At 66.4% G+C, this 22530-nt stretch carries 19 protein-coding genes and 4 tRNA genes; 9 read left to right on the plus strand and 14 right to left on the minus strand.

What is annotated here, in order from left to right:
* Nucleotides 1-183 precede the first annotated feature (183 nt).
* Complete coding sequence (locus RMCB_RS30320) at nucleotides 184-1233, plus strand: 3-deoxy-7-phosphoheptulonate synthase (RefSeq protein ID WP_029373194.1); 1050 nt, start codon at nucleotides 184-186, stop codon at nucleotides 1231-1233.
* On the opposite strand, the gene RMCB_RS30325 is transcribed toward RMCB_RS30320, so the two are convergent.
* The 6 genes from RMCB_RS30325 to RMCB_RS30350 form a co-directional block, all read right to left on the minus strand.
* Entirely contained in the window at nucleotides 1230-2723 is a 1494-nt protein-coding gene (locus RMCB_RS30325) for a PPE family protein (protein ID WP_062831712.1), read from the minus strand. The genes RMCB_RS30320 and RMCB_RS30325 overlap by 4 nt on opposite strands.
* A gap of 82 nt (nucleotides 2724-2805) precedes the next feature.
* Nucleotides 2806-3465, minus strand: a complete 660-nt coding sequence (locus tag RMCB_RS30330; protein ID WP_062831713.1) for a biliverdin-producing heme oxygenase — start codon at nucleotides 3463-3465, stop codon at nucleotides 2806-2808.
* 87 nt (nucleotides 3466-3552) lie between these two features.
* Nucleotides 3553-4119, minus strand: a complete 567-nt coding sequence (locus RMCB_RS30335) for a TetR/AcrR family transcriptional regulator (protein WP_062831714.1) — start codon at nucleotides 4117-4119, stop codon at nucleotides 3553-3555.
* Between the two features lie 154 nt (nucleotides 4120-4273).
* Nucleotides 4274-4348 (minus strand) — tRNA-Val (locus RMCB_RS30340).
* Nucleotides 4349-4361: 13 nt separating this feature from the next.
* A tRNA-Cys gene (locus RMCB_RS30345) sits at nucleotides 4362-4435 on the minus strand.
* A 27-nt stretch (nucleotides 4436-4462) separates the two neighbouring features.
* Nucleotides 4463-4535 (minus strand) — tRNA-Gly (locus tag RMCB_RS30350).
* A gap of 428 nt (nucleotides 4536-4963) precedes the next feature.
* Between RMCB_RS30350 and RMCB_RS30355 the strand changes: the two genes are divergently transcribed.
* The 3 genes from RMCB_RS30355 to RMCB_RS30365 all read left to right on the plus strand — a co-directional run bounded on the left by RMCB_RS30355 (nucleotide 4964) and on the right by RMCB_RS30365 (nucleotide 7246).
* Nucleotides 4964-5035: transfer RNA gene (locus RMCB_RS30355), tRNA-Val, on the plus strand.
* Nucleotides 5036-5166: 131 nt separating this feature from the next.
* Entirely contained in the window at nucleotides 5167-5817 is a 651-nt protein-coding gene (locus tag RMCB_RS30360) for a TetR/AcrR family transcriptional regulator (protein WP_062831715.1), read from the plus strand.
* A 226-nt stretch (nucleotides 5818-6043) separates the two neighbouring features.
* Nucleotides 6044-7246, plus strand: coding sequence for a PE-PPE domain-containing protein (locus RMCB_RS30365; protein ID WP_165606348.1), 1203 nt, complete (start codon nucleotides 6044-6046; stop codon nucleotides 7244-7246).
* A 15-nt stretch (nucleotides 7247-7261) separates the two neighbouring features.
* Here RMCB_RS30365 and RMCB_RS30370 read toward each other — a convergent pair whose 3' ends face one another.
* The 5 genes from RMCB_RS30370 to RMCB_RS30390 all read right to left on the minus strand — a co-directional run bounded on the left by RMCB_RS30370 (nucleotide 7262) and on the right by RMCB_RS30390 (nucleotide 13397).
* Nucleotides 7262-8074 carry a FadR/GntR family transcriptional regulator gene (locus tag RMCB_RS30370; protein ID WP_062831717.1) on the minus strand — a complete coding sequence of 271 codons (813 nt, stop codon included), beginning with the start codon at nucleotides 8072-8074 and terminating at the stop codon, nucleotides 7262-7264.
* Nucleotides 8071-8811 carry a cache domain-containing protein gene (locus RMCB_RS30375; protein WP_062831718.1) on the minus strand — a complete coding sequence of 247 codons (741 nt, stop codon included), beginning with the start codon at nucleotides 8809-8811 and terminating at the stop codon, nucleotides 8071-8073. The genes RMCB_RS30370 and RMCB_RS30375 overlap by 4 nt, the downstream gene beginning before the upstream one ends.
* Before the next feature lie 101 nt (nucleotides 8812-8912).
* A complete protein-coding gene (locus RMCB_RS30380; RefSeq protein WP_063979688.1) occupies nucleotides 8913-10526 on the minus strand; it encodes an amino acid permease in 1614 nt (537 codons plus the stop codon).
* Nucleotides 10527-10594: 68 nt separating this feature from the next.
* A complete protein-coding gene (locus RMCB_RS30385; protein WP_062831719.1) occupies nucleotides 10595-11866 on the minus strand; it encodes a D-arabinono-1,4-lactone oxidase in 1272 nt (423 codons plus the stop codon).
* A gap of 19 nt (nucleotides 11867-11885) precedes the next feature.
* Entirely contained in the window at nucleotides 11886-13397 is a 1512-nt protein-coding gene (locus RMCB_RS30390; RefSeq protein WP_062831720.1) for an aminobutyraldehyde dehydrogenase, read from the minus strand.
* A gap of 160 nt (nucleotides 13398-13557) precedes the next feature.
* Here RMCB_RS30390 and RMCB_RS30395 point away from each other — a divergent pair, with 160 nt between their 5' ends.
* From RMCB_RS30395 to RMCB_RS30410, 5 genes are all read left to right on the plus strand, one after another.
* Nucleotides 13558-15951 (plus strand): Tex family protein, encoded by a 2394-nt coding sequence (locus RMCB_RS30395; protein WP_062831721.1) that lies wholly within the window; start codon nucleotides 13558-13560, stop codon nucleotides 15949-15951.
* A gap of 117 nt (nucleotides 15952-16068) precedes the next feature.
* Entirely contained in the window at nucleotides 16069-16866 is a 798-nt protein-coding gene (locus RMCB_RS30400; protein WP_062831722.1) for an SDR family NAD(P)-dependent oxidoreductase, read from the plus strand.
* A gap of 204 nt (nucleotides 16867-17070) precedes the next feature.
* A complete protein-coding gene (locus RMCB_RS30405; protein ID WP_062831723.1) occupies nucleotides 17071-18261 on the plus strand; it encodes an aldose epimerase family protein in 1191 nt (396 codons plus the stop codon).
* Between the two features lie 101 nt (nucleotides 18262-18362).
* A complete protein-coding gene (locus RMCB_RS36155; RefSeq protein ID WP_165606349.1) occupies nucleotides 18363-18530 on the plus strand; it encodes a hypothetical protein in 168 nt (55 codons plus the stop codon).
* A gap of 155 nt (nucleotides 18531-18685) precedes the next feature.
* Entirely contained in the window at nucleotides 18686-18961 is a 276-nt protein-coding gene (locus RMCB_RS30410; protein ID WP_131805593.1) for a hypothetical protein, read from the plus strand.
* Between the two features lie 174 nt (nucleotides 18962-19135).
* Here RMCB_RS30410 and RMCB_RS30415 read toward each other — a convergent pair whose 3' ends face one another.
* From RMCB_RS30415 to RMCB_RS30425, 3 genes are all read right to left on the minus strand, one after another.
* Nucleotides 19136-19474, minus strand: coding sequence for a hypothetical protein (locus tag RMCB_RS30415; protein WP_131805594.1), 339 nt, complete (start codon nucleotides 19472-19474; stop codon nucleotides 19136-19138).
* Nucleotides 19475-19684: 210 nt separating this feature from the next.
* Nucleotides 19685-19921 (minus strand): DUF6480 family protein, encoded by a 237-nt coding sequence (locus RMCB_RS30420; RefSeq protein ID WP_062831726.1) that lies wholly within the window; start codon nucleotides 19919-19921, stop codon nucleotides 19685-19687.
* Nucleotides 19922-20018: 97 nt separating this feature from the next.
* On the minus strand, nucleotides 20019-22505 hold the full coding sequence (locus RMCB_RS30425) for a glycogen/starch/alpha-glucan phosphorylase (RefSeq protein WP_062831727.1): 2487 nt from the start codon (nucleotides 22503-22505) through the stop codon (nucleotides 20019-20021).
* Between the last annotated feature and the right edge of the window lie 25 nt (nucleotides 22506-22530).

Here is a 22530-nt window from a genome sequence, read left to right on the forward strand (position 1 = left end):
GTGAACATCGGTGTATGCGTCGGCTATTGGCGCTTTATCAAGGCTCCGGGCGGAGCCGATAAAGCGCAGCGGTAAGCACGCATCCACCCGGAGCCCAGGCAGTGACCAAGAGGTTGCTGCCTTTCGTCATTCAAGGGCGCCGGATGTTCTGAAGGTGCCCATCACCAGGAAGGCACCCCAACAATGACTTTCGCGCAGATCGTCACGCCGCCCGCGACATCGGACCGGCGGATCCGAAGTTTCAGCGCGATACCCAGCCCGCACGATGTACTCACCGAGTTCCCGCTGGGCGCCCGCCGGGCCGAGAAGGTGGCCCGCGACCGCGACGAGATCGCCGCGATCCTCGCCGGGCACGACGACCGGCTTCTGGTCGTGGTGGGCCCGTGCTCGGTGCACGATCCCGCAGCGGCGCTCGAGTACGCGAGCCGACTGGTCAAGGTGGCCGACGAACTCGGTGACCGGCTCAAGATCGTCATGCGCGTCTACTTCGAGAAGCCGCGTACGACGGTCGGCTGGAAGGGCCTGATCAACGATCCGGATATGGACGGCACCTTCGACGTGGCCCGCGGCCTGCGGGTGGCTCGCAAGCTGCTGCTGGACATCATCGACATCGGACTGCCGGTCGGGTGCGAATTCCTCGAGCCCACCAGCCCGCAGTACATCGCCGACGCGGTGGCCTGGGGTGCGATCGGCGCGCGTACCACCGAATCCCAGGTGCACCGCCAGCTGGCGTCCGGGCTGTCGATGCCGGTCGGGTTCAAGAACGGCACCGACGGAAACATTCAGGTCGCCGTCGAGGGCGTGAAAGCCGCTGCGGCCGAACACGTCTTCTTCGGCATGGATGACATGGGGCGCGGTGCGGTGGTGAGCACCGAGGGCAACGAGGACTGCCACGTGATCTTGCGCGGCGGCACCGACGGCCCGAACTACGGAGCCGACTCCGTGGCCGCCGCAGCGGCCAAGCTCACCGCGGCAGGACTGCCTGGCCGCATCGTGATCGATTGCAGCCACGCCAATTCCGGCAAGGATCATGTGCGGCAGGCCGTCGTTGCCGGCGAGGTGGCGCAACTGGTTCGCGACGGTCTCCCGATCAGCGGGGTGATGCTGGAGAGCTTCCTCGTCGCCGGCGCCCAAGCGCCCGAGGCCCGTCCGTTGACCTACGGGCAATCCGTCACCGACAAGTGCATGGACTGGGACACAACCGATTCGGTGTTGCGAGAACTGGCTGGTTAGGTCTGCCCGTGCGTGTCGGCGTCACCGCGAGCGGTGTCCCAGCCGGCGGGCATCATGGGAACCGTTGGGCTGCCGAGCGTTTCATTCGCCAGACTGGTCAAACCGGCCGGTGCTGCGGGTGTTGACCCGGTGATCGTGCCGGCGAAACCCATCGGCCCGGCTCCGGTGCGCGATGCCGTGGCAGCCTTCGCTTCCGGCGGTGGCGGTAAGGTGTTGTCCATTGTCATGAACTCGTGGCGGTAGCCGCGGTCCTGGGCTCCTGCGTTGCGCCGCTTACGATCCCGGTGTCGCTCCCGGTTGGCCGCCGCCACACCCGCCGCCACACCCGCCGACGCGGCCGCGGAGCTGCCCAGCGGCGCTGAGGCCGGGCTCGACGCGCCGTGCCGGATGGACGGCCCGAAGCCCCATCCCGGCCCGTCGCCGCGGACCGCGTACCCGGCGCCTTCGCTGCCGGTGGGTGTGGGGGCCGGTGCTGAAGCCGACGCCGGCGCGCTCCCGACCGGGGCGGTGCCGGAGCTCGGGGCACCGCCCACAGCCGTGGACGACGGCGCCGTGAGCGCAACGGCATTCGGCTGATCGGCCGGCTGGGCGGTGACGGCTGCGGCTGGTTCGTCGACCGGCATGTCGTAGGTCTGCACGAGGCCGGACAGGCCGAGTGCGATCGGGACCGCCACCGAGGCCGCCGAGCCCATGATCGCCGCGTACAACGGAGTCCCCATGAGGGCGAACGTGGCGGCGTAGGCGAAGACGTAGAGCAGTGGCATCCAGGTGGTGATCGCGGTCGACGGGCTCGTCGCGAAGTCCACGATGATCTGGTAGATCGTGCCGACCGGATCGGTGACCAATTGCTTGAGCGCCCGGTACATGCTGAGGAAGTGCTCGGAGCCCGACAACCATTCTTCGATCGGGTCGTCGAACTGCAGAGCCGTCGCCGAGGCGCGGGCGAGCGGGGGAGCGAGCAGCATCGGCGCCTCGGTGGTCGGCGGTGCCGCTGCGACAGCCGTTTGCGCGCCGGCCTGATACACCGTCATGGCTGTGGCGGCCTGGATCCACATCCGGACGTAATCGGCCTCGTTGAGGGCGATGGGAATGGTATTGACGCCGAAGAAGTTCGTCGCCACCAACGCGCTGTGCATCGCGTGGTTCGCGGCCAACTCGGCCATCGTCGGAACGGCCGCCAGCGCCGCACTGTACGACGCGGCAGCCGTCTCGGCCTGAGCGGCCACCGCGGCGGTGTTCGCGCTCGTCTGGCTCAGCCAGGCCGCATAGGGCGCATGTGCGACGGCATACCGCTCGGCGCTCGGGCCCTGCCAGGCCCCGGCCCGCACGGTGCCCACCACGGTCGTGAGTTCGGCTGCGGCCGAGGCGTACTCGCTACTCAAGGCATTCCACGCGGCCGCAGCTGCCAGCAGTGATCCGGCCCCCGGCCCACTGCTGATCAGCGTCGAGTGCACTTCGGGCGGCAGCGCCATCCATACCGGGGCGGTCATCGATCTCCTCTGCACATGTTTGGTTAGCTGATCTGAGTATTTTCTGGGTGCGCTGGTGTACCGATCGATCGGTGGGAGGCGCCTAGCGGCGGTAGTCCGCCAGGTTCGCGGTGAGCTCGTCGAACACCGCCTGATTGAGACTGAACGCCACCTTGACCTCGTCGACCACGCGATCGATGGCGTCATCGTCAAGGCTCAGCCCGTCGAGCCGGGAGCGGTAGGCGTCCTTGTACGGCTTGGCGCGCATCGGGAACGCATAGAACGCCAGACCGGCGCCGGCCAGATCGAAGCAGCGGTCGAGTATCCGGCCGACGGCCTGCCCGCCGGAAAGGTCGCCGAGATAGCGGGTGTAATGGTGAGCCACCACGGCGCCACCCCAATCCGCGGCGGCGAGCCTCGCGCAGTAGTCCCGTGTGGCGGGGGAGTCGACCTCACCCGCAGTGTGTGGCGCCCAACGCTCCAGATCCGCGTCGAGCGCCGCCAGCCGCTCCAATGCCGGGTCGTACACCGCGGCGACCAGTGGATCGTTGCTGCGGGCCCGCACAACGGTTTCCAGGGTGCAGTACACCGCACGCAACCGCAGCAGATAGTCCACGTAGCCCTGAGCGTTCACCCGTCCGCGCAGCAGCTCGGCCATGAACGACGAGTGCTCCGCGGCATCGTGTTCGGCCCGCGAGCCCTCGCGCATGGCGACTGAGAGCGATCGGTCGATCTCGGATGCGACGGTGGTGCTCGGCGGCATGCTGTGCTCCAGGTTTTGGCGACAGGTTGTCAACATGATGTCGACAATGTGTCAGAAAAATAGCATCGCACGCCCGCGGGCGGGGGTCTACGTCCGCGCGCTCACCGCACGCAGAATGAAGCTCTCGATCGCGTCCGTCGGCAGATGCCGGGGCGCAAGGCACGCGTGGATCAGCGAGATGGTGGCGGACTCGTCGTCGACGGCGAACCGGCCCGCAGCGACGCCGTCGGCCAGGATCCCGCGCAACACGTCTTCGACGGCCACCACGTGTTCCCGGATCGCCAGCATCGTGGCGGTGGACAGGGTCCCGTACAGCTGGGGCCCGAACCCCATGTGGAACTGCTGGCCGGCATCGAGTTGGTGCCGGATGAACACCGCCAACCGGTCGGCCGGATCGTCGACGTCGGTGAGCGCGGCGCGCAGCCCGTCGAGATAACGATTCGTCTCGTGGGACGCGAACGCGACGACCACCGCTTCCTTGTCCGCGAAGTGGTGGTAGATCGCGGTGCGCCCGATCCCGGCGGCAGCGGCAAGCTTGGCCATGGTGATGGCGTCGAAACTGTGATCGGCCATCAACGTGGCGAAGGCATCGAAGACACGCTGTTGGACCAGCTCGCGGTGCTCCTCGACAGAAGCGGCGGTGATCCTGGGCACACATGTGACTCTAACGTTCCACGGATCGGTCACACGTGTGCGGCGGAAGCTTCTCTAGGTTTTTCGAGCGCCGAAGCCTGTTGGGCAACAGGGGATTCGACGGCCTCCCAACGACAAAGGCCCGGCGGACGCCGGGCCTCATCTGTACCAATTGTGGTGCGCGATACTGGGATTGAACCAGTGACCTCTTCCGTGTCAGGGAAGCGCTCTCCCGCTGAGCTAATCGCGCGAGTTGAAACTGTTGGAGGTGGAGACGGGAATCGAACCCGCGTGCACGGCTTTGCAGGCCGTTGCCTCACCACTCGGCCACTCCACCGCTAGGGTTGATGCCACTGCACCTTCGAGCGGATGACGGGATTCGAACCCGCGACCCTCACCTTGGCAAGGTGATGCGCTACCAACTGCGCTACATCCGCGCGCCACGGGCGAGATCGTCGCCCGTCGCGATGCAGAACATTAGTGCACGGAGGCGCGCAGACACAAATCCCCATTACGGGAGGGGAAAGGCCACCCAAAATCAGTGTTTCAGAACAGGTCGCGAGCCTCCGGTGAAAACCGAAAATCCGTGGGCCACCGCGGTGTCCCGCCGGGCAGTCGCGCAGAGGCACGGTCCGGAGGCGCCCATTGCGGGGTCGATGCGGCCGATGAGGGAGCGCGCTCGGAGCTGTTGCATGTGGGGCGGGAGTGGTGTGAGTTCACTCACGTGGCGGTCTCGAGCCGGGGCGGATCATGGATGGGACGCGTCGGCCGCGTAGCCGCCGTCTGACCAACGATTGACCGGGCGCGCTGAAGTGGCGATTCTGGTTACGCCGGGAAGCCGTGCTAATGTTCCACGTCGTTCCCCGGTCTCGTAGCTCAGTGGGAGAGCGTCCGCCTCACACGCGGAAGGTCGCTGGTTCGAACCCAGCCGGGACCACCCTTATAGTTTCGTTTTGTCCGGCCGTCGGCCGGACAGCGTTCCTCGGAAGCCCGGTCGATCGCAGTCGGATGACCGGCTTGGTGATATAGCGTGGCGACGTCCAGCTATTCCACAATGAGAGCTCGAGCATGACCGACGAGCCGAACGTCGGCGCATCCGGCGGCCGGCGCACCCAGGCCGAACGCAGTGCGACGACTCGCGCGCGGTTGCTCGACGCGACCATCGAATGCCTCATGACCTACGGCTACTCGGCCACCACCACGCCGAGGATCGCCGAGGTCGCTGGGCTCACCCGCGGAGCGCAGCTGCATCACTTCCGCGCCAAGTCCGACATGGTGGTGGCCGCGATCGAGCGTCTCGCGCAGTTGCGCGCCCAGGCCGTGATGGACGAGGTGGACCGTTTCGATCCGCGGGCAGACTTCTACACCTCGTTGCTGGACTACCTCTGGGAATTGCATCGGGGGCCGTTGTTCGCGGCGACCGTCGAACTCTGGGTGGCGGCGCGCACCGACCGCGTGCTCGCCCGCGAGATCGAGAAGGTCGAACCGATCGTGAACACCGCGCTGATCGCCGCCGCCGAACACGTGCTGCCCGCGGCGGCTTCGGCGTCGAAAGAACTGGGCGACTTCGTTTTCACGGCGATGGACACCCTGCGCGGAATCCTCATCGCCAGCTTCGTCGACGGCGATGCCACCCGGGCCAAGCGGCGATGGCAGCGCGCCTGCCGAGTCTTGGTGACGGCCGCGCCGCGGGTGTTCGAGAGTCCATCCGGCAGTTGACGATCTGCGCGATCGCAAAGAACCGCGCAGCGCGGCATGCGGAATCCATTGAATAGATGCAGCTGTGCATGTATCTTTTGACGGGGACGGCAAATAGTTTGCTATGGCCCTGGAGGTCGGGGATATGACGCGATGTGTGCTGCCTGCTTCCGGATCCGCCGCGCCATGCTGCGCTGGGCGACTCGTCGATCAACACGCGGTGGCCAGGGCCGGCATCGTCACTTCCGTGGTATTTGCTCTTGCAACATGTGGGTCCATCACGGCGCAGGCCACCACAACGCTGTATGTACCCGGCACCTCGCCGTCTCCGCAACAGGCCGGGACGGTGAGCCTGGCATGGATGGGTCCGGCCGTCACGCAGTTCGCCAGTACCGCCTACCAGATCGGTTACCCGGCGTCGTTGTATCCGTTCGAGGGCACCATCGCGCTGGATCCCTCTGTCGCACAAGGGGTTACCGCGCTGGACGCGGCGATCCGGGCGGTCCCGCCGGGCGAGCCCATCCAGGTCATCGGTGTGTCCCAGGGCGATGTGGTCCTCAGTGTGGAAGAGCAGGCCCTGCTCGCCAATCCGCCTGCGAACACCGACATCACGTTCGTCCGGCTCGCCGACCCGACCAGTCCGACCGGCATCATGGGCCGCGACGCGGGCCTGCAGCTACCGGGCATCACCTTCGTCGCTGCTCCGCAAACGCCGTACAACACGGTGATCATCAACCGTCAGTACGACGGAATCGCCGACTGGCCGGCCAATCAGCTGAACATCCTCGCGGACGTCAACGCCATCCTGGGTGCCGTTTATCTGCACAACCAAGTCAACTACGGGGTGGACCTGAGCACGATTCCCGCCTCCGACATCACCACCACGACCAATTCGATGGGCGGGACGACCACGACCTACCTCATCCCGTACACCGGGTTACTGCCGATCCTGCGCCCACTGCAGAGTCTGGGGGTCAACGAGCAACTGCTTGAGGCGGTGCAGGTTCCCCTCAAGCGGATGATCGATTCGGCATATACGACGTCCACATGGTCCCCAGCGCACAAGGCGCTGGCCGCGGTTGGACAGGCGGCGTTCCTGGCCGTGGTGAACACCGCATCCCGGATCGCGTCGGATATCGGTGGGGCACTGCAGAAGTTGACCCCGCCGCCGGGAGGCATCGCGCCGCAGACCACCGCGAGGATCGCGAAGACCGCGCCCAACCCGGTGGCCGCCCTGCGTGCCGACACGTCGGACAAAACAGAGAAGGCAGGGACGTCCAAGACTCCCAAGCGTCAGACCTCGGGAGCAGAAAGGGTCAAGAAAATCGTGGGCGCCGTGACGCGCCACCATGACACGGCCGCGAGTCCGCGGCTGTCAGCGCCGAAGTCGCTCCATCTCGTGAATCTCCGACATTCGCTGCACTCATTGCACGGGCTGGGGGCGAGGTGAGATCCGAGCCGGGTGTCACGAGTCCGGTTCGCCCATCACGAGATCTAGGTGGGTGTTGATCATGGCTTCGGTCTCGTGCAGGCAATGCTGCAGCGCCGCTGCCTCGGCCGCGGTTTCGTCGCCGCGCACGATCGCCTCCAGGATCGCGGCGTGGTCGCGCTCGGCCTGCTCGAATTCGAAGAGCTGTCCTGCCGGATCTGACGCCCACAACAGCGGCGCCATTTCGCCCTGAACCTGCACGGTGGCCGTCGTGAGCCGATTCGACTGGGCGGCCACCGCCAGGCCGATGTGGAAGCGGCTGTCGGCCTTACGTCGGTCCTGCGGGCTGGTGGCCGACCGGAAGCTGTCGGCCAGGTTCTGCAGCCGGGTCTGGTCGGCGTGGTCGGAGCGGGCCGCGGCCAGCCGCGCGGCGGTCGTCGCGATGCTGTCCGCCAGGTCGCCAAGATCGCGGAGATCCTCGGTGCTGCGTTCGCGCAGCCGGCGACGGCGTTCGGTCTCGGTGACGACACCGGCGTCGCACACCACGCTGCCGCCACCGCGGCCGCGCCGGGTCTGGATGAAGCCCCGGTCGCGCAGGGACGCCAGGGCGGCGCGCAGGGTGAGCACGGCCACCCCGAACTGCGCGGCGAGTTCCCGTTCGGCGGGCAGCATTTCGCCATAGCCGATGAGTCCCACGGCGATCGCAGTCTCCAGTTGATGGGCGATCTGATCGGCGCGGTCGGCGCCGCTGGCCTCATTGGTGCGCAGCTGCGCGACAAGGGAGAACGAACTGCCGCGCGTGGCGTCGGAAGGCGTTGTGACGCCGAAGGGTTGGGCTGCCTGCGTCATGACAGCGCCACGATCCGCCAGGGCAGCCGCTCGGGATCCCGTGAGCGAACCGGCACGGTGTGCACGATGCGTTCCGAATCCGCCAGCCGCAGTCGCGATCCCGTGACATGGCGCGCACTGTTGGACACCACGACGCGCTCGTTGGCGGCCAGCAGCACCACCTGGTGACGCCGCGTGTTCAAGGTCCGCAACAGCAGAGCCTCCAGCCCGGGGATCGACAGATCGGCGCCGATGACGGCTGTGCCACCGGAGGCGGCCTTCAGGGGAATACCCAAAGTGATTGTGCAGACGTCGATTCCACCGACGTCGATGTAGGGCCCGGTGGTGACGGGGTGGCCCGCGGCGATGGGAGCGGTGAACCAGTCGTGCGATTGGTAATCGTAGAAGCCGACGGCGTCGGGGTTGAGGATGTGTTTGACGAAGTAGGAGTTGCCGTCGGCGTCACGGCGCCAGCACTCGAGCCACCGGGTGGCGTCGCTCAAGGTGTCCGACCCGAACGCCATGTCGAAGCCTTCGAGCAGTGGCTGGTCGGCGGCGAGTAGTTCCTGCAGCAGCGGTCTCACCGATGCCAGGGCGGCCCGGTCGGGAGCGCGGTGACGCTCGGCGAACCCGTCGATGATCTCGCCGACGCGCCGGTGCACGATCTCGACGAGCTCGAACAGCTCGTCCATGCGGGTTCCGACCACCCCTGCGACGCGATCCAGCAGCGCAGGCAGATCGTCTTCTGCTTCAGCCATCGTGCTCACTCACCGTCCTCGTAGCCGCAGGCTAACACCAGCGACCCCGCCGGGACGGCGCCCGGCGGGGTGTGGCCGGTGGCCTCGTCAACGGCCGGCTCTCATTCCCACGGCCCGACGGGTGTCTTCGCGCCGGCGGGTGTCTCGTGGTGGCCGGGATGGTGTCCTTCGTGTTCGAATTCCAGTTCGTCAGCCGAGCCCACTCCGGCAGGCAGGTTGATGGTGCTGCGCGGACCGGTGTAGGTGTGCTTGACACGCAACTGCCAGGCCAGCCACAGCGCGAGCAAGGTGCCGCCGACGACCAACGGGGTGTAGTTGAGGTACTTCCACTCGAAGCTCGCGTTCCACGGCACACCGCCCGACGAGGTGGGCAGCATGGCGATCACGGTGGTGATCCCGATCTCGACGACGGCGATCGCGCACAGCCACTTGTACTTCCGGCCCAGATTCCAGCTGCCGGCCTTGAAGGCGGATCCCTTGCGCCAGCGCTGGTAGATCGGAATCGCAAAGGCCAGGTAGAGCCCGACGACACCGATCGAGACGACGGCGTTGAAGGCCACCGGCACCGGTGCCCCGTTGACGTCGACCTCGACCAGTGCGGGCAGGGTCAGCACGATGGCCAGCACGGCGACCAGGGCCACGCTGTAGATCGGTACGTTCTTGCTGTTCAGCCGTGTCCAGAACCGGGCACCGGGGACGGCGCCGTCACGGCTGAACGCGAACAGCATCCGGGTGGTCGAGGTCATGCAGGCCATGGCGCAGAAGCACTGGCCGACAGTCGATATCACCAGAACGATGCCGATCCACGGGGCGCCCAGCGCTTGGTTGAGTACCGTCACCACCGAACCACCGCCCGCACTGACCGCGGCCGGATCCTGCACGGCGAACAGGAAACTCAGCAGCAGGATCCATCCGCCGATCGCCGAATACAGGATGGCCTGCCAGATGCCCTTGGCCGCCGAACCCGCCGCGCCGACGGTCTCCTCTGACATGTGGCACGACGCGTCATATCCGGTGACGGTGAACTGGGGCAGGATCATCGACAACGGCAGCACCAGGAACAGGAACCCGAGATTCGACGTGCTGCCACCGAACATGCCGGTGTTGTTGATCCGCTGCGTGAAGACCTCCGAGACGCTGGCGTGGTGGTCGGGGATGACGATCAGGATCGCGATGACGGCCGCGACGCCCACGACGTGCCACCACACCGATATGCTGTTGAAGACGGCCAGCAGGTGGCTGGAGAAGATCGAGAGCAGGGTGACGATGACGAGCACCCCGATGAAGATCAGGAACACGCGCGTCAGCGAATAGCCTGTGGCCCAGGCGGGGCTGTAGGCGGAGATCGTGATGTCGATGAAACTGGCTGCGCCGTAGGACACTGCGGCCACGATGGCCAGCAGGCCGAGGAAATCCAGCCAGCCGGTGAAATAACTGGAGCGCAACGAGCCCAGTTTTGCGGCCCAGAAATACATGCCGCCCGACGTGGGCATGGCCGAGACCAGTTCGCCCATGCACAGTCCCACGATGAGGATCAGCGCGCTGACGATGGGCCAGCCCCAGCTGATGGCCATCGGGCCACCGTTGTTCCAGCCGATGAAGAAGCTGATGAACGGGCCGCTGAGGATGGAGATGACGGAGAAGGAGATGGCGAAGTTGTGAAAGCCCGACCACGAGCGGTCGAGCTCGGCTTTATAGCCGAGCTCGGCGAGCATTTCGTCGTCGGAGCTCTTGGGAGTGGACAATGTTGGTATTCCTTGGTTTTCGACGATGGGGGAGCAGGTCAGCCGACGAGCTGACGCAGGCTGTCGTTGAGGAACACGCCGTTGGGATCGAATTCGCGGCGTACGGCGACGAACTTGTCGTATTCGGGGTACTGCTTCTCGATGCGGTCCCGGGTGAGGAAGTGCAGCTTGCCCCAATGCTGGCGGGCGTCGAAGTCTTCCAGGAGTGCATCGACGTCGCGCAGGTACGGCCAGTAGTCGGTGCCCGGATGCCCCGAAACCGACAGCACGTTGGTCTCACGCTTGTAGAAGGGCGACAGGTAACCGTCTTCGGGTCCGACCCAACGAACCTCGATCGGGTACAGCTCATTCGGGTATTTCGTGAGGATCAGCTGCTGCAACGCCTCGATGGCATCGAGGCTGTGCTCGGCCGGCACGTAGTACTCGAGTTCGTGGAACGGCAGCGTCATGCCACCCATGTCGTAGATCCGGTAGGACCGGTCCACCCGCGCGCCGGGCGTGGTGCTGATGCCGTCGGGCTCGGTGATCTCGACTTCCCGGTAGATCTTCTGGTAAGCCCGGTTGGTCATGGGTAGCCCTGGGGGACAGGGCAACTCGTAGAGCGCGGGAGACTCTTCGGTCTGGCACCACAGGAAGGAGTAGTGCCGCAGGTTGGCGACGTTCTCGGCGAGGTTCGCCTTGATCTCGTCCCAGTGCGGGTAACTGACCTCCTCGGCGAGGTGATAGCGCGGCGAGGCTTCCAACTCGACCTCGGTCATGATGCCGAGCGTGCCGAGCGCCACCTGGGCGGCCAGCAGCGTGTTCAGATCGTCCTCGCCGACCTCGACGATCTCGCCGTGGCCGTTGACAATTCGCGCCCAGCGCAACCGGCCGGAGAAGCTGGTCTGCCGGATTCCGGACCCGTGGGTCGCGGTGGCCAGTGCGCCGGAGATCGACTGCTCGACGATGTCGCCCTGGTTGGTCAGCGACAACCCGCGGTCCCACAGCGGATCGCCGATGTCCTTGATGCGGGTGCCACCGCGCAAGCGGACCCGGTTGCGCACGACGTCGACGTCGGTCACCCCGGTCAGGGCGTCGGTTTGGATCAGCATGCCGCCCGTGGTGACGATCGGTGTGAAGGAGTGGCCGGCGCCGACCGCCCGGACCGGCAGGTTCTGTTTGATCGCGAACCGGACGGCGTCGAGCACTTCCTGTTCGTCACGCGGTGCGACGGTGAAAGCCGGTGTGCACGTTTGGTTCCCGCCCCAGTTGGTCCACGGCTGGTAGGTGGTGTAGCTGATCGGGGGAACGGCATAGTTGTGGGTGGGCATGTTGGGCAGACCTTCCGAGTCAGCGGCCGTGGTTGTGCATGACGTGCTTGGTGCGCGAGTAGTCGTCGAGCGCGTAGATCGACAAGTCGCGTCCGTATCCGGAGCCCTTGAAGCCGCCCCAGGGCGCTTCGGTGGCCAGCACCAGATGGGAGTTGACCCAGACGGTGCCCGCGTCGAGCTTGCCGGCGATGTCATGGCTGCGCTTGGCGTTCTCGGTGAAAACCGACGCCGACAGTCCGTATGTCGTGGCATTGGCGCGGCTGACGGCCTCGTCTTCGTCGGAGAAGGTTTCGACGGTCACGACCGGGCCGAAGATCTCTTCGCGGGCGGCCTCGGCGTCGCTGTCGAGGCCGACCAGCACGGTCGGCGCGATGAAGAACCCGGGTCCTTCGAGGGCCGAACCACCCACTGCCGCACGAATACCCGCGTCCTTGGCCCGCTCGAGGTAGCCGCGGACCCGGTCGAAGTGGGGTCGCGATACCAGCGGGCCGATCTCGACGTCGTCACCGGCGCCGGGTTCACCGACCGTGAACGAGCTGACCTCCTTGACCAGATGCTCGACGAATGCGTCGGCGACCGACTCGTGCACCAGCACGCGGCATCCGGCGCCGCATTCCTGCCCGGAGTTCCAGTAGCCCGCGGCGCGGATCGATGATGCCGCCGCGGGCAGGTCGGCATCGTCGAAGATGACGACCGGTGCCTTGCCGCCGAGCTCGAGGTGGACCCGCTTGAGCGACTCTGCGGCCGCGCGGGCCACGGCTTTTCCGCTCTTGACCGACCCGGTCAGTGCGATCATGTCGATGCCGGGGTGCTCGGCCAATGCGGCGCCGACGACGGGGCCGGTGCCGGTGACCACGTTGAGCACGCCTGCGGGCAGCAGATCGGCGACCAGTTCGGCGAACTTCAAGGTGGTCAGCGGCGTGATCTCGGATGGCTTGAGCACCAGGGTGTTTCCCGCGGCCAGGATCGGGGCGATCTTCCACGCCGCCATCAGCAGCGGGTAGTTCCACGGGGTGACGACGCCGATCACGCCGAGCGGCTCGCGGACGATGACCGACAGATGGTCGGCGGCGTAGTTGCCTGCGGCCTGCGACGTGGTGGCCCGCGCCGCACCGGCGAAGAACCGGAAGGTGTCGATGGTGCTGGCCACATCGTCGCCGGACACCTCGAACGGCTTGCCGGTGTTGGCGGATTCCAGGTTGACCAGCAGATCGTGGTGCTCGGCGACGCGGTCGGCGATCTGCAGCAGGATCAGCGAACGCTCCTTCGGGGTGCGCGCACCCCATGCGGGCTGGGCTGCGCGCGCCGCGGCCACGGCCGCCTCGACGTCGGCGACGGTGCCGTCGGGCACTTGGGCGAGCACGGTCTCGTGGCAGGGATCGACCACATCGAGGGTGGCCTCAGAGGTGCTCGGCCGGAACGCGCCATCGATGAACTGCCCGGCAGGCGGCAGATCGCCGGCATCGATCAGCGGCGTCGATTCGGGGCTGCGACGGACGGTCACGGGCGTGGTTTCTGGCAGGACGGTCATGTGGGTGCCTTCGATCGATTGATTTACTTCTAAAGGTTTAATAGTGAATGTTTACGCTGTGGCGTGGCTCACGTCAAGAGTTGCGAGTGCTTTTACCCGACCGGAAACACCCACCCGCCTCGCCGGGGGTTGTCGGCTCGATTCGGTAGGGTCCTCCGACGTGACTGAGAGCGCCGTCAAGTCGGTAACCGCACGCATCGCCGAAGAACTCGCCGTCGGGGAGCGCCAGGTGGCAGCTGCCGTCGCACTGCTCGATGAGGGCGCGACGGTTCCGTTCATCGCCCGGTACCGCAAGGAGGTCACGGGCAGTCTCGACGATGGCCAACTGCGCACGCTGGAGGAACGCCTGGGCTACCTGCGGGAGCTCGATCAGCGTCGCGAGGCGGTGCTGGCGTCCATCGAGGAACAGGGCAAGCTGACCGACGAGCTGCGGGCCGCGCTGCTGGCGGCCGACACCAAGGCGCGGGTGGAGGACATCTACCTGCCCTACAAGCCCAAGCGGCGCACCAAGGCCCAGATCGCCAAGGAAGCGGGCCTGGAGCCGCTGGCCGACCGGCTTCTGGCCGATCCGACGCTGGTGCCCGACGAGCTGGCCGCGGAGTTCGTCAACGAGAACGTCTCCGACGCTGCCGCCGCACTCGAGGGCGCACGCCACATCCTCATCGAGCGGGCCTCCGAGGATGCCGAGCTGGTCGGCGCCAGCCGCGAGAAATTCTGGGCCGACGGATCGCTGCGCACCGCTCCGTGGTCCGAAGAGGCCGCCAAAAGCCCTGCGGCCCAAAAGTTCCGTGACTACTTCGAATTCTCGGAGCCGTTGGAGAACATGCCGTCGCACCGCGTGCTGGCCGTGCTGCGCGGCGAGAAGGAGGAAGCGCTCGCGCTGACCTTCGACGGCGGTGACGACGAGATCTACCAAGCCATGATCGCCAAGTCACTCGGCATCGACCTGGCGGCGAACGCCCCTGCCACACCGTGGCTCGCGACCACCGTCAGGCTGGCCTGGCGGGCCAAGCTGATGATCTCGGCCGCTGTCGACGCCCGGATGCGGCTACGGCAGCGGGCCGAGGACGAGGCTGTGGCGGTGTTTGCCCGCAACCTCAAGGACCTGCTGCTGGCGGCCCCGGCGGGCACCCGCACCACACTCGGCCTCGATCCGGGCTTCCGCACCGGCGTCAAGGTGGCGGTGGTGGACGGCACCGGCAAGGTGGTCGACACCTGCGCGATCTACCCGCACCAGCCGCAGAAGCAGTGGGATCAGGCCAAGGCCACGCTGGCTGCCCTGGTCGCGCGGCACGGCGTCGAGCTGATCGCTGTCGGCAACGGCACCGCGTCACGCGAAACCGATGCGCTGGCAGCCGAACTCATCGCGGACATCCGAGCGGCAGGCGCACCGGCGCCCACCAAGGCGATGGTGAGTGAGGCCGGGGCGTCGGTGTACTCGGCGTCGGCCTATGCCGCACAGGAACTGCCCGAGCTCGACGTGACGCTGCGCGGTGCGGTCTCCATCGCGCGGCGGTTGCAGGACCCACTGGCCGAGCTGGTGAAGATCGACCCCAAGTCCATCGGCGTCGGGCAATATCAGCACGATGTCACACCTGGCTCGCTGGCTCGCAGCCTCGACGCGGTCGTCGAGGACGCCGTGAACGCGGTGGGCGTGGACCTCAACACCGCCTCGGTGCCGTTGCTGGCGCGGGTGTCCGGGGTCACCGAATCGCTCGCCGCCGCGATCGTGGCGCACCGTGAGAGCGCCGGGGCGTTCCGTAGCCGCAAGGCGCTGCTCGACGTTCCCCGGCTGGGCCCCAAGGCTTTTGAACAGTGCGCCGGCTTCTTGCGGATCCGCGACGGGGAAGACCCGTTGGACGCCTCCGGTGTGCACCCCGAGTCCTACCCGGTGGTCCGCAAGATCCTGGACCGCTCCGGGGTGACGCTGGCCGAGCTGATCGGCAACGAGCGGACGCTGCGATCGCTCAAACCCGCCGACTTCGCCGACGAGCGGTTCGGCATACCCACCGTCACCGACATCCTGGGGGAGCTGGAGAAGCCCGGGCGCGACCCGCGACCCGCGTTCTCGACGGCCACCTTCGCCGCCGGTGTGGAGAAGGTCGGCGACCTCAAGCCGGGCATGGTGCTCGAAGGCGTGGTGACGAATGTGGCTGCGTTCGGCGCCTTTGTCGATGTGGGTGTGCACCAGGACGGCTTGGTCCACGTTTCTGCCATGGCTGACCGCTTCATCTCCGATCCGCACGAGGTCGTGAAGTCCGGCCAGGTGGTGCGGGTCAAGGTGCTCGATGTCGACGTCGACCGGCAGCGGATCAGCTTGACGCTGCGCCTGAACGACACCCCCGAGCGCGACCAGGGCAAGCGGCCCGAGCGGGGCGGGGACAACCGCGGTGGGAACCAGGGCGGCAACCAGAACCGCGGTCGTCGCGACGGCGGCAACCAGGCTCGCGGCAATCAGGCGCGCGGCCGAGGCAACGACTCGCGGCGCCGGGAGTCGAACCCGCCGTCGGGCTCGATGGCTGATGCGTTGCGCAAGGCGGGCTTCGGCAAGTAGCCAGGCCTGCCCGGCCGCGCTCCGCGAATGTGAAGCTACTGCGCGAAATTCGCGAAATCCTCGCAGAGGATGCACGCTCGCGGAAGCGCGCGAAACCCACCAGGTAGTTTCGGTGCCATGGACAATCCCGTTGCCGTTGTCACCGGAGCGAGCCGCGGCGCGGGCCGAGGTATTGCGGCGGCGCTGGTTGCCTCAGGCTGGCAGGTATACGCCACGGGACGGACCGTGACGGATGCCGACGGCACCATCGCGGTGCCACTCGACCATTCCGACGACGCGGCCGTTGGCGCGCTGTTCGAGCGGATCGCCGCCGAGCGCGGCCGGCTGGACCTCCTCGTCAACAACGCCGCCGCCATCCACGATCAGCTGACCGACCCGAAGCCGTTCTGGGAGAAGCCGATTGAGCTGGCCGACGTGCTCGATGTGGGGCTGCGCTCGGCCTACATCGCCTCCTGGTACGCCGCGCCGCTACTGCTCGCCGCGGACAAGGGACTCATTGCCTTCACCTCGTCGCCGGGTTCGGTGTGCTACATGCACGGTCCGGCCTATGGCGCGCAAAAGGCCGGGGTGGACAAGCTCGCCGCCGACATGGCCGTCGACTTCCGCGGCACGGGCGTGGCCACGGTGTCGATCTGGATGGGCATCCTGCTCACCGAGAAGCTGCGTGCCGCGTTCGCCGGGCACCCTGAAGCTCTCGCCAAGACCGCCGAGCACGCCGAAACCCCGGAATTCACAGGATATTTGATCAACGCGCTCTATCACGATCCCGAGTTGGCCGCATTGTCCGGCCATACCGTGATCGGTGCCGAACTCGCCCACCGTTACGGCATCACCGACGAGGGTGGCCGCGTCCCGCCGTCGCACCGCGACATGCTGGGTGCGCCGCGCGAGCCCAGCGCGGTCGAGGTGCGCTGAGCGGCGCTGTCGGCTGCGAACACGGCCGAATCGCCCGTACGAATTCTGCCTTTTGTCACTGCCGCGAAACCGTGGGTGACCTGCGGGGTAGCCGCGACGACGGGTCCGGCGGCCACCGGCGATCCGCCCAAAAGTCGTGTCGTGGTCGCGTGGTGCGCGGACAATGCTTGTACACAGGTGAATTCGCTGAGATCAGGGAGGATCATGCGTGGACGAGGTTTACTTCGACTGATGGCGATCGCCGGGGTAGCGGGCCTGACGGCGTGCAGCACGACGACCAACAGCGATGGGCAGAGCAGCACAGGGCCTGCGCCGGCCCAGGCGCCGTCGATCACCGACGAGTCGTTCGGTCAAGTGGGCGGCACACCCGTGACCCGTTACACGCTCAACAGCGGGCGCGGCATGCAGGTGCGAATCCTCAACTACGGCGGCATCATTCAGTCGATCGAGGTACCCGACCGCAACGGGCACGCCAACAACGTGGTGCTCGGTTTCCCGAATCTGGAGGGGTATCTCAACAACACCGGTGACGCCAAGACCTACTTCGGTGCCATCATCGGCCGCTACGGTAACCGGATCGCCAAGGGAACGTTCTCGCTCAACGGCGCGCAGCATCAGGTTCCGATCAACAACAACGGCAACAGCCTGCACGGGGGCACCGTCGGATTCGACTCGAAGGTGTGGCAGGCCACGCCGCAGAACGCCAACGGCAGTGTCGGCCTCAAACTCCAGTACCTCAGTCCGGCAAATGAAATGGGCTATCCGGGAGCGCTGACCACCACAGTCACCTACACGGTGGATCAGAACAACCAGCTGCGCATCGACTATCACGCGACCACCGACGCTCCCACGGTGGTCAACCTGACCAATCACAGCTACTTCAACCTGGCGGGGGAGGACGCGCTCAACATCTACGACCACAAGCTCACCATCAACGCCGACAACTACACCCCGACCGACGCCACGCAGATCCCGACCGGCCAGATCGCCCCGGTGAAAGGCACGCCGTTCGATTTCACATCACCGACGGCGATCGGTGCGCATATCACCGCCAACGACCCTCAGTTGTTGCTGGCGCACGGCTATGACCACAACTGGGTGATCAACCGCGGCAACGACACCGGCCTGGTGCAGGCTGCCAAGGCCGAGGATCCCCAGACCGGCCGCACCTTGACGGTGTCCACGACCGAACCAGGTGTGCAGTTTTACACCTCGAACTTCCTGGTCGGCGCGTTCACCGGAACCAGCGGCCACATCTACCGGCAAGGCGCGGGCTTCACGATGGAGACCCAGCACTTCCCGGATTCGCCCAACCAGCCGGGATTCCCGTCGACAGTCCTCAATCCGGGGCAAACCTACGATTCGACAACGGTTTTCGCGTTCGGCACCGCGTAGCCGTCGGCGTGCCGCCGAGTGCGGGCGACGCATGCGTGATTGAGCATCCCGCATCACGGGTAGTCGGACGGCGGAGCTTGCGCACTGAGAGGAGTCCGATGATGGAACGCGGAAGTGACAAGCACGGTCCCCGCGAAGACGAGCAGCTCAAGCAGGAACTGCGCGGCACGTTGCAGGGCAACCGGTCCAGTCGGGCCGAGGAGTGGCGGGATCCCGAGCCGCCTGCCGACGACGATCCCGACGTGGGGACCAGCGGTCCCCGTAGCTGACGCGCCAAATCTTGGGTTAGCCGTGTAGCCGGGCAACCACGGCACGTGGACGTCGCCGCGACTGACGAATCTCGGCAGAACGCTGCGCGCCTATCAAGGGCCAGTCACACCTAATCCCTTGCCCGTGTCCACTTCGGGTGCGATCGTGAGCAACCATGACAGACATAGAGATTTGTGGGCCGTACGACGTGCGGCCCGGTGACATGATCGTGGGCAAGCAGCTATACGGAAAAGACAGTCCCGTCGTCGAGCGCCACGACATCGTGGTGGCGGCGGCCGGCGAACACCCGTCGGGCGGAGAGTGCATTCGGCTGCGACGTGAACCTCCGTACCCCGCTGGGTTCGAGCTGAACTACTGGAGAAATCTGGAGTACTTCGACGAAACCTTGCTTCACGTCCAACGGGCATCGTGCGGCAACCACGCAGATTGATTGGTCGCAGGTGGGCGCGTCGGGGCGGTACGTGATCGAGTGTCGCTCGGGGAAGTCCCTTTGGGTGGCGTTGCCCGGCATGCGGTTTCAGGAAGTGTCTACTTGCGCCGGGTTCTCATGCTTGGAGTACGCAGTGTCGCGCAAGCGAATTGATTCGGTGAGGACGAACGGGGTTCAGCCTTCGGGAAGAAAGGACCTGTGTGCAGAACCGCCGGGAGCATCTTGCCGCCACAGACGTCCGCAAGCGGGGCAGATGATGTCGAGCCGCTGATGCGGGAGAAGGTACTTGGTCAACAGGTCGGAGAGCACCTCGCTGTCCGACGCGTCGGGCAGGTGCGAGAAGTGCTGGGCCATCCACGAATCACGGTGCCCGTTGCGCACCGCCGTGACGTATTCGGCGGCAGCGTGGGCCCAGGACTCCAGAGACTCCTCCTCGTCCGCCGTACCGATTACGGAGAACGTTTCGGGAGCGGGGGTCGCGTTGGTCGAAACGAGTTCCCTACAATGACACATGAACCGCACCCGAGCAGTGTTTCATTCGGCGATGCGGCGTTGCACCAGATTTCGGGTCGGCGGCTGCCCGGTCGAGGTATGTGAGCGTTCCGGCTGCAGTCAGCAGGCGAGAGCTTGGGGCTACCGGCGGGCGCGGCTGGGATGTGGAGTTGGTGGTGCTGGAGCCGTGCGGGCAATTGCACGTCGGGCATCCTGCGCAGGCGGTGAGAGCTACCAGACGATCGCCACGATCAACACGCCAGCCACCACGAACACCAACACGAAAGCACCGATCGCGATGAGCCCGGCGGTCGCACTCGGTGAGAACCGGTGGCGCGCGCTGGGTTGTGGCTCCGACAGCCCCGACGTCTGGGCAGCATCAGGGGGAGTCGAGCCCGGAGATACACCTCCGCCGGGCTCCAGGCCCGGGGTCCGGTCCGGATCGGGGTCCGGAGGCAGTGCGGTCATATCGCGCCTCCCATCGAAAGGCTCGCCGGTCCTTCGGCAACCGGCCAGCGGCCAATCCCCGGGCTACCCCGGTCGGCGGGGTGCCAAACCGCGGCGCCTAATCCGTGACGGTGACCGGGATGACGCCCCAGATGTCGTCGCAGTATTCGGTGATCGCCCGGTCCGACGAGAACTTGCCGCTGCGTGCGGTGTTCATGATCGACATGCGGGTCCACGCCTCGGTGTCGCGCCACGCGGTGCTGACGCGCTGCTGGCATTCGACATAGGAGGCGTAGTCGGCCAGCACCAGGAACGGGTCGTCGTGGCGCAGGTTATCGACCAAGGGCCGGAACACCTCGGTGTCGCCGTGGGAGAAGGTGCCGTCAGCGATCAGGTCGAGGACCGCCGCGAGTTCGGGATTGCCTGCCACGTAGTCCGACGGCCGGTAGCCGTCACGCTTGATCTGCTCGACCTCGTCGACGGTCAGGCCGAACAGGAAGAAGTTCTCGGCACCGACCTCGTCGCGCATCTCGACGTTGGCTCCGTCGAGGGTACCGACGGTCAGCGCACCGTTGATCATGAACTTCATGTTGCCGGTGCCCGAGGCTTCTTTGCCTGCGGTCGAGATCTGTTCGGAGACATCGGCAGCCGGGTAGATGAACTCCGCGTTCTGCACGTTGAAGTTCGGTACGAAGGCGACCTTGAGGAACCGGTTGACATCCGGATCGTTGTTCACCGTCTCGCCCACGGCATTGATGAGCTTGATGATCCGCTTGGCCAGGAAATAGCCGGGTGCGGCCTTACCGCCGAACACGAAGGCGCGGGGCACGACGTCCAGCCCGGGGTTCTGCTTGAGCCGGTGGTACTGCGTGACGATGTTCAACACGTTGAGGTGCTGGCGCTTGTACTCGTGGATCCGCTTGACCTGGATGTCGAACAGCCAGTCAGGGTTCAGCTCGACGCCCGCCGTCGATGCGACGTACGCGGCCAGCCGAGCCTTGTTGTCCCGCTTGACTGCTCGCCACTGGGCCCGGAAGGCAGGATCGTCGGCATAGGCCTCCAGTCCGCGCAGCTTGGTCAGGTCGGTCAGCCAGCCGTCGCCGATGGTGTCGTCGAGCAGGCTGCGCAGCCCCGGGTTGGACAGGGCCAGGAAGCGGCGCGGGGTGACGCCGTTGGTCTTGTTCGAGAACCGCTCGGGCCACAGCTCGTAGAAGTCTTTGAGAACACTGGATTTCAGCAGTTCCGAGTGCAGCGCCGCGACGCCGTTGACGGCGTGGCTGCCGACGGTGGCCAGATGCGCCATCCGTACGCTCTTGCCGTTGTCCTCACCGATCAGCGACATCCGGCGGAGCCGGTCGGTGTCACCAGGGAACTTGGCGGCAACCTCGTCGAGGAAGCGGCGGTTGATCTCGTAGATGATCTCCAGGTGCCGCGGCAGCGATTCGCCGAACATGGCCAGCGGCCAGGTCTCCAGGGCCTCGGGCAGCAGGGTGTGGTTGGTGTAGCCGAATGAGGCGACGGTGATGTCCCACGCCTCGTCCCAGCTCAGCTGCCGCTCGTCGACCAGCAGCCGCATCAGCTCGGCCACCCCGATTGACGGGTGAGTGTCGTTGAGCTGCAACGCGAACCGCTCGGGGAGTTCGTGCACCGAGACGTCGGCAAGGTCGTCGAGGATGTGCAGCACGTGCTGCAGCGAGCAGGATACGAAGAAGTACTGCTGCAGCAGACGGAGCCGCTTGCCGACCTCGGGCTCGTCGTTGGGGTAGAGCACTTTGGTCACGGTCTCGGAGGTGACCTCGTCCTCGACGGCCTTGTAGTAGTCGCCGGTGTTGAAGGCCTCGAGGGCGAACGACTTGACGGCCCGGGCGCTCCACAGCGTCAGCACGTTGCATGTCTTCACGCCGTAGCCCTGGATGGGGGTGTCGTAGGCGACGCCCTTGATCACCCGCCCCGGCACCCACCGCGCGCGGTCGTGGCCGGCCTCGTTGGTGTAGTGCTCGGCGAAACCGCCCCAGTTCACCTCGTAGCTCACGTCGGGTTTGGCGATCTCCCAAGGGTTTCCGTTGTCGAGCCAGTTGTCGGTCTTCTCGACCTGCCAGCCGTCGTGGATCTCCTGGTCGAAGATGCCGAACTCGTAGCGGATGCCGTACCCGATCGCCGGACGCTCCAGCGTCGCAAGCGAATCGAGATAGCACGCGGCGAGCCGGCCGAGGCCACCGTTGCCCAGGCCCGGCTCCTCCTCGCAGGCCAGCACCTCGTCGAGATCCTGACCGAGCTCGGCCAGCGCGGCGCGGGCTGCGGATTCGATCTGCAGGTTCAGCAGATTGGCACCCAGCTGCGGACCCATCAGGAACTCGGCCGACAGATAGCACGTGACCTTGCGGCCCAGATCGAGCGACGTCTGGGTCGACGCGACCCGGTTGTCCTGCATGCGGTCCCGCACCGCCAGCGCCAGCGCCCGGTAGTAGTGCGCCGGGCGCAACGCCGCAGCCGGACGGCCGATCGAGTACCGCAGGTGGTCGACGATCCCGCGACGCAAGGCGTCGGCAGACAGGCCGGTGCGGCTACGTTCTTGTGCGGGCACGTTCGAAACGACGTCGGTCATGGCGGGCAGTCTGACAGGTTCACGT

The sequence above is a fragment of the Mycolicibacterium brisbanense genome, assembly GCF_001570425.1.
Lineage (GTDB): Bacteria > Actinomycetota > Actinomycetes > Mycobacteriales > Mycobacteriaceae > Mycobacterium > Mycobacterium brisbanense.

Excerpts from the sequence above, each read along its gene's own strand:
- RMCB_RS30415 (WP_131805594.1), bottom strand. The coding sequence starts at position 19,474 with ATGTGTCATTGTAGGGAACTCGTTTCGACCAACGCGACCCCCGCTCCC.
- RMCB_RS30325 (WP_062831712.1), bottom strand. The coding sequence starts at position 2,723 with ATGACCGCCCCGGTATGGATGGCGCTGCCGCCCGAAGTGCACTCGACG.
- RMCB_RS30385 (WP_062831719.1), bottom strand. The coding sequence starts at position 11,866 with ATGCCCACCCACAACTATGCCGTTCCCCCGATCAGCTACACCACCTAC.
- RMCB_RS30380 (WP_063979688.1), bottom strand. The coding sequence starts at position 10,526 with ATGCTCGCCGAGCTCGGCTATAAAGCCGAGCTCGACCGCTCGTGGTCG.
- RMCB_RS30420 (WP_062831726.1), bottom strand. The coding sequence starts at position 19,921 with ATGACCGCACTGCCTCCGGACCCCGATCCGGACCGGACCCCGGGCCTG.
- RMCB_RS30320 (WP_029373194.1), top strand. The coding sequence starts at position 184 with ATGACTTTCGCGCAGATCGTCACGCCGCCCGCGACATCGGACCGGCGG.
- RMCB_RS30390 (WP_062831720.1), bottom strand. The coding sequence starts at position 13,397 with ATGACCGTCCTGCCAGAAACCACGCCCGTGACCGTCCGTCGCAGCCCC.
- RMCB_RS36155 (WP_165606349.1), top strand. The coding sequence starts at position 18,363 with ATGGAACGCGGAAGTGACAAGCACGGTCCCCGCGAAGACGAGCAGCTC.
- RMCB_RS30410 (WP_131805593.1), top strand. The coding sequence starts at position 18,686 with ATGACAGACATAGAGATTTGTGGGCCGTACGACGTGCGGCCCGGTGAC.
- RMCB_RS30405 (WP_062831723.1), top strand. The coding sequence starts at position 17,071 with ATGCGTGGACGAGGTTTACTTCGACTGATGGCGATCGCCGGGGTAGCG.
- RMCB_RS30330 (WP_062831713.1), bottom strand. The coding sequence starts at position 3,465 with ATGCCGCCGAGCACCACCGTCGCATCCGAGATCGACCGATCGCTCTCA.
- RMCB_RS30370 (WP_062831717.1), bottom strand. The coding sequence starts at position 8,074 with ATGACGCAGGCAGCCCAACCCTTCGGCGTCACAACGCCTTCCGACGCC.
- RMCB_RS30400 (WP_062831722.1), top strand. The coding sequence starts at position 16,069 with ATGGACAATCCCGTTGCCGTTGTCACCGGAGCGAGCCGCGGCGCGGGC.
- RMCB_RS30360 (WP_062831715.1), top strand. The coding sequence starts at position 5,167 with ATGACCGACGAGCCGAACGTCGGCGCATCCGGCGGCCGGCGCACCCAG.
- RMCB_RS30375 (WP_062831718.1), bottom strand. The coding sequence starts at position 8,811 with ATGGCTGAAGCAGAAGACGATCTGCCTGCGCTGCTGGATCGCGTCGCA.
- RMCB_RS30425 (WP_062831727.1), bottom strand. The coding sequence starts at position 22,505 with ATGACCGACGTCGTTTCGAACGTGCCCGCACAAGAACGTAGCCGCACC.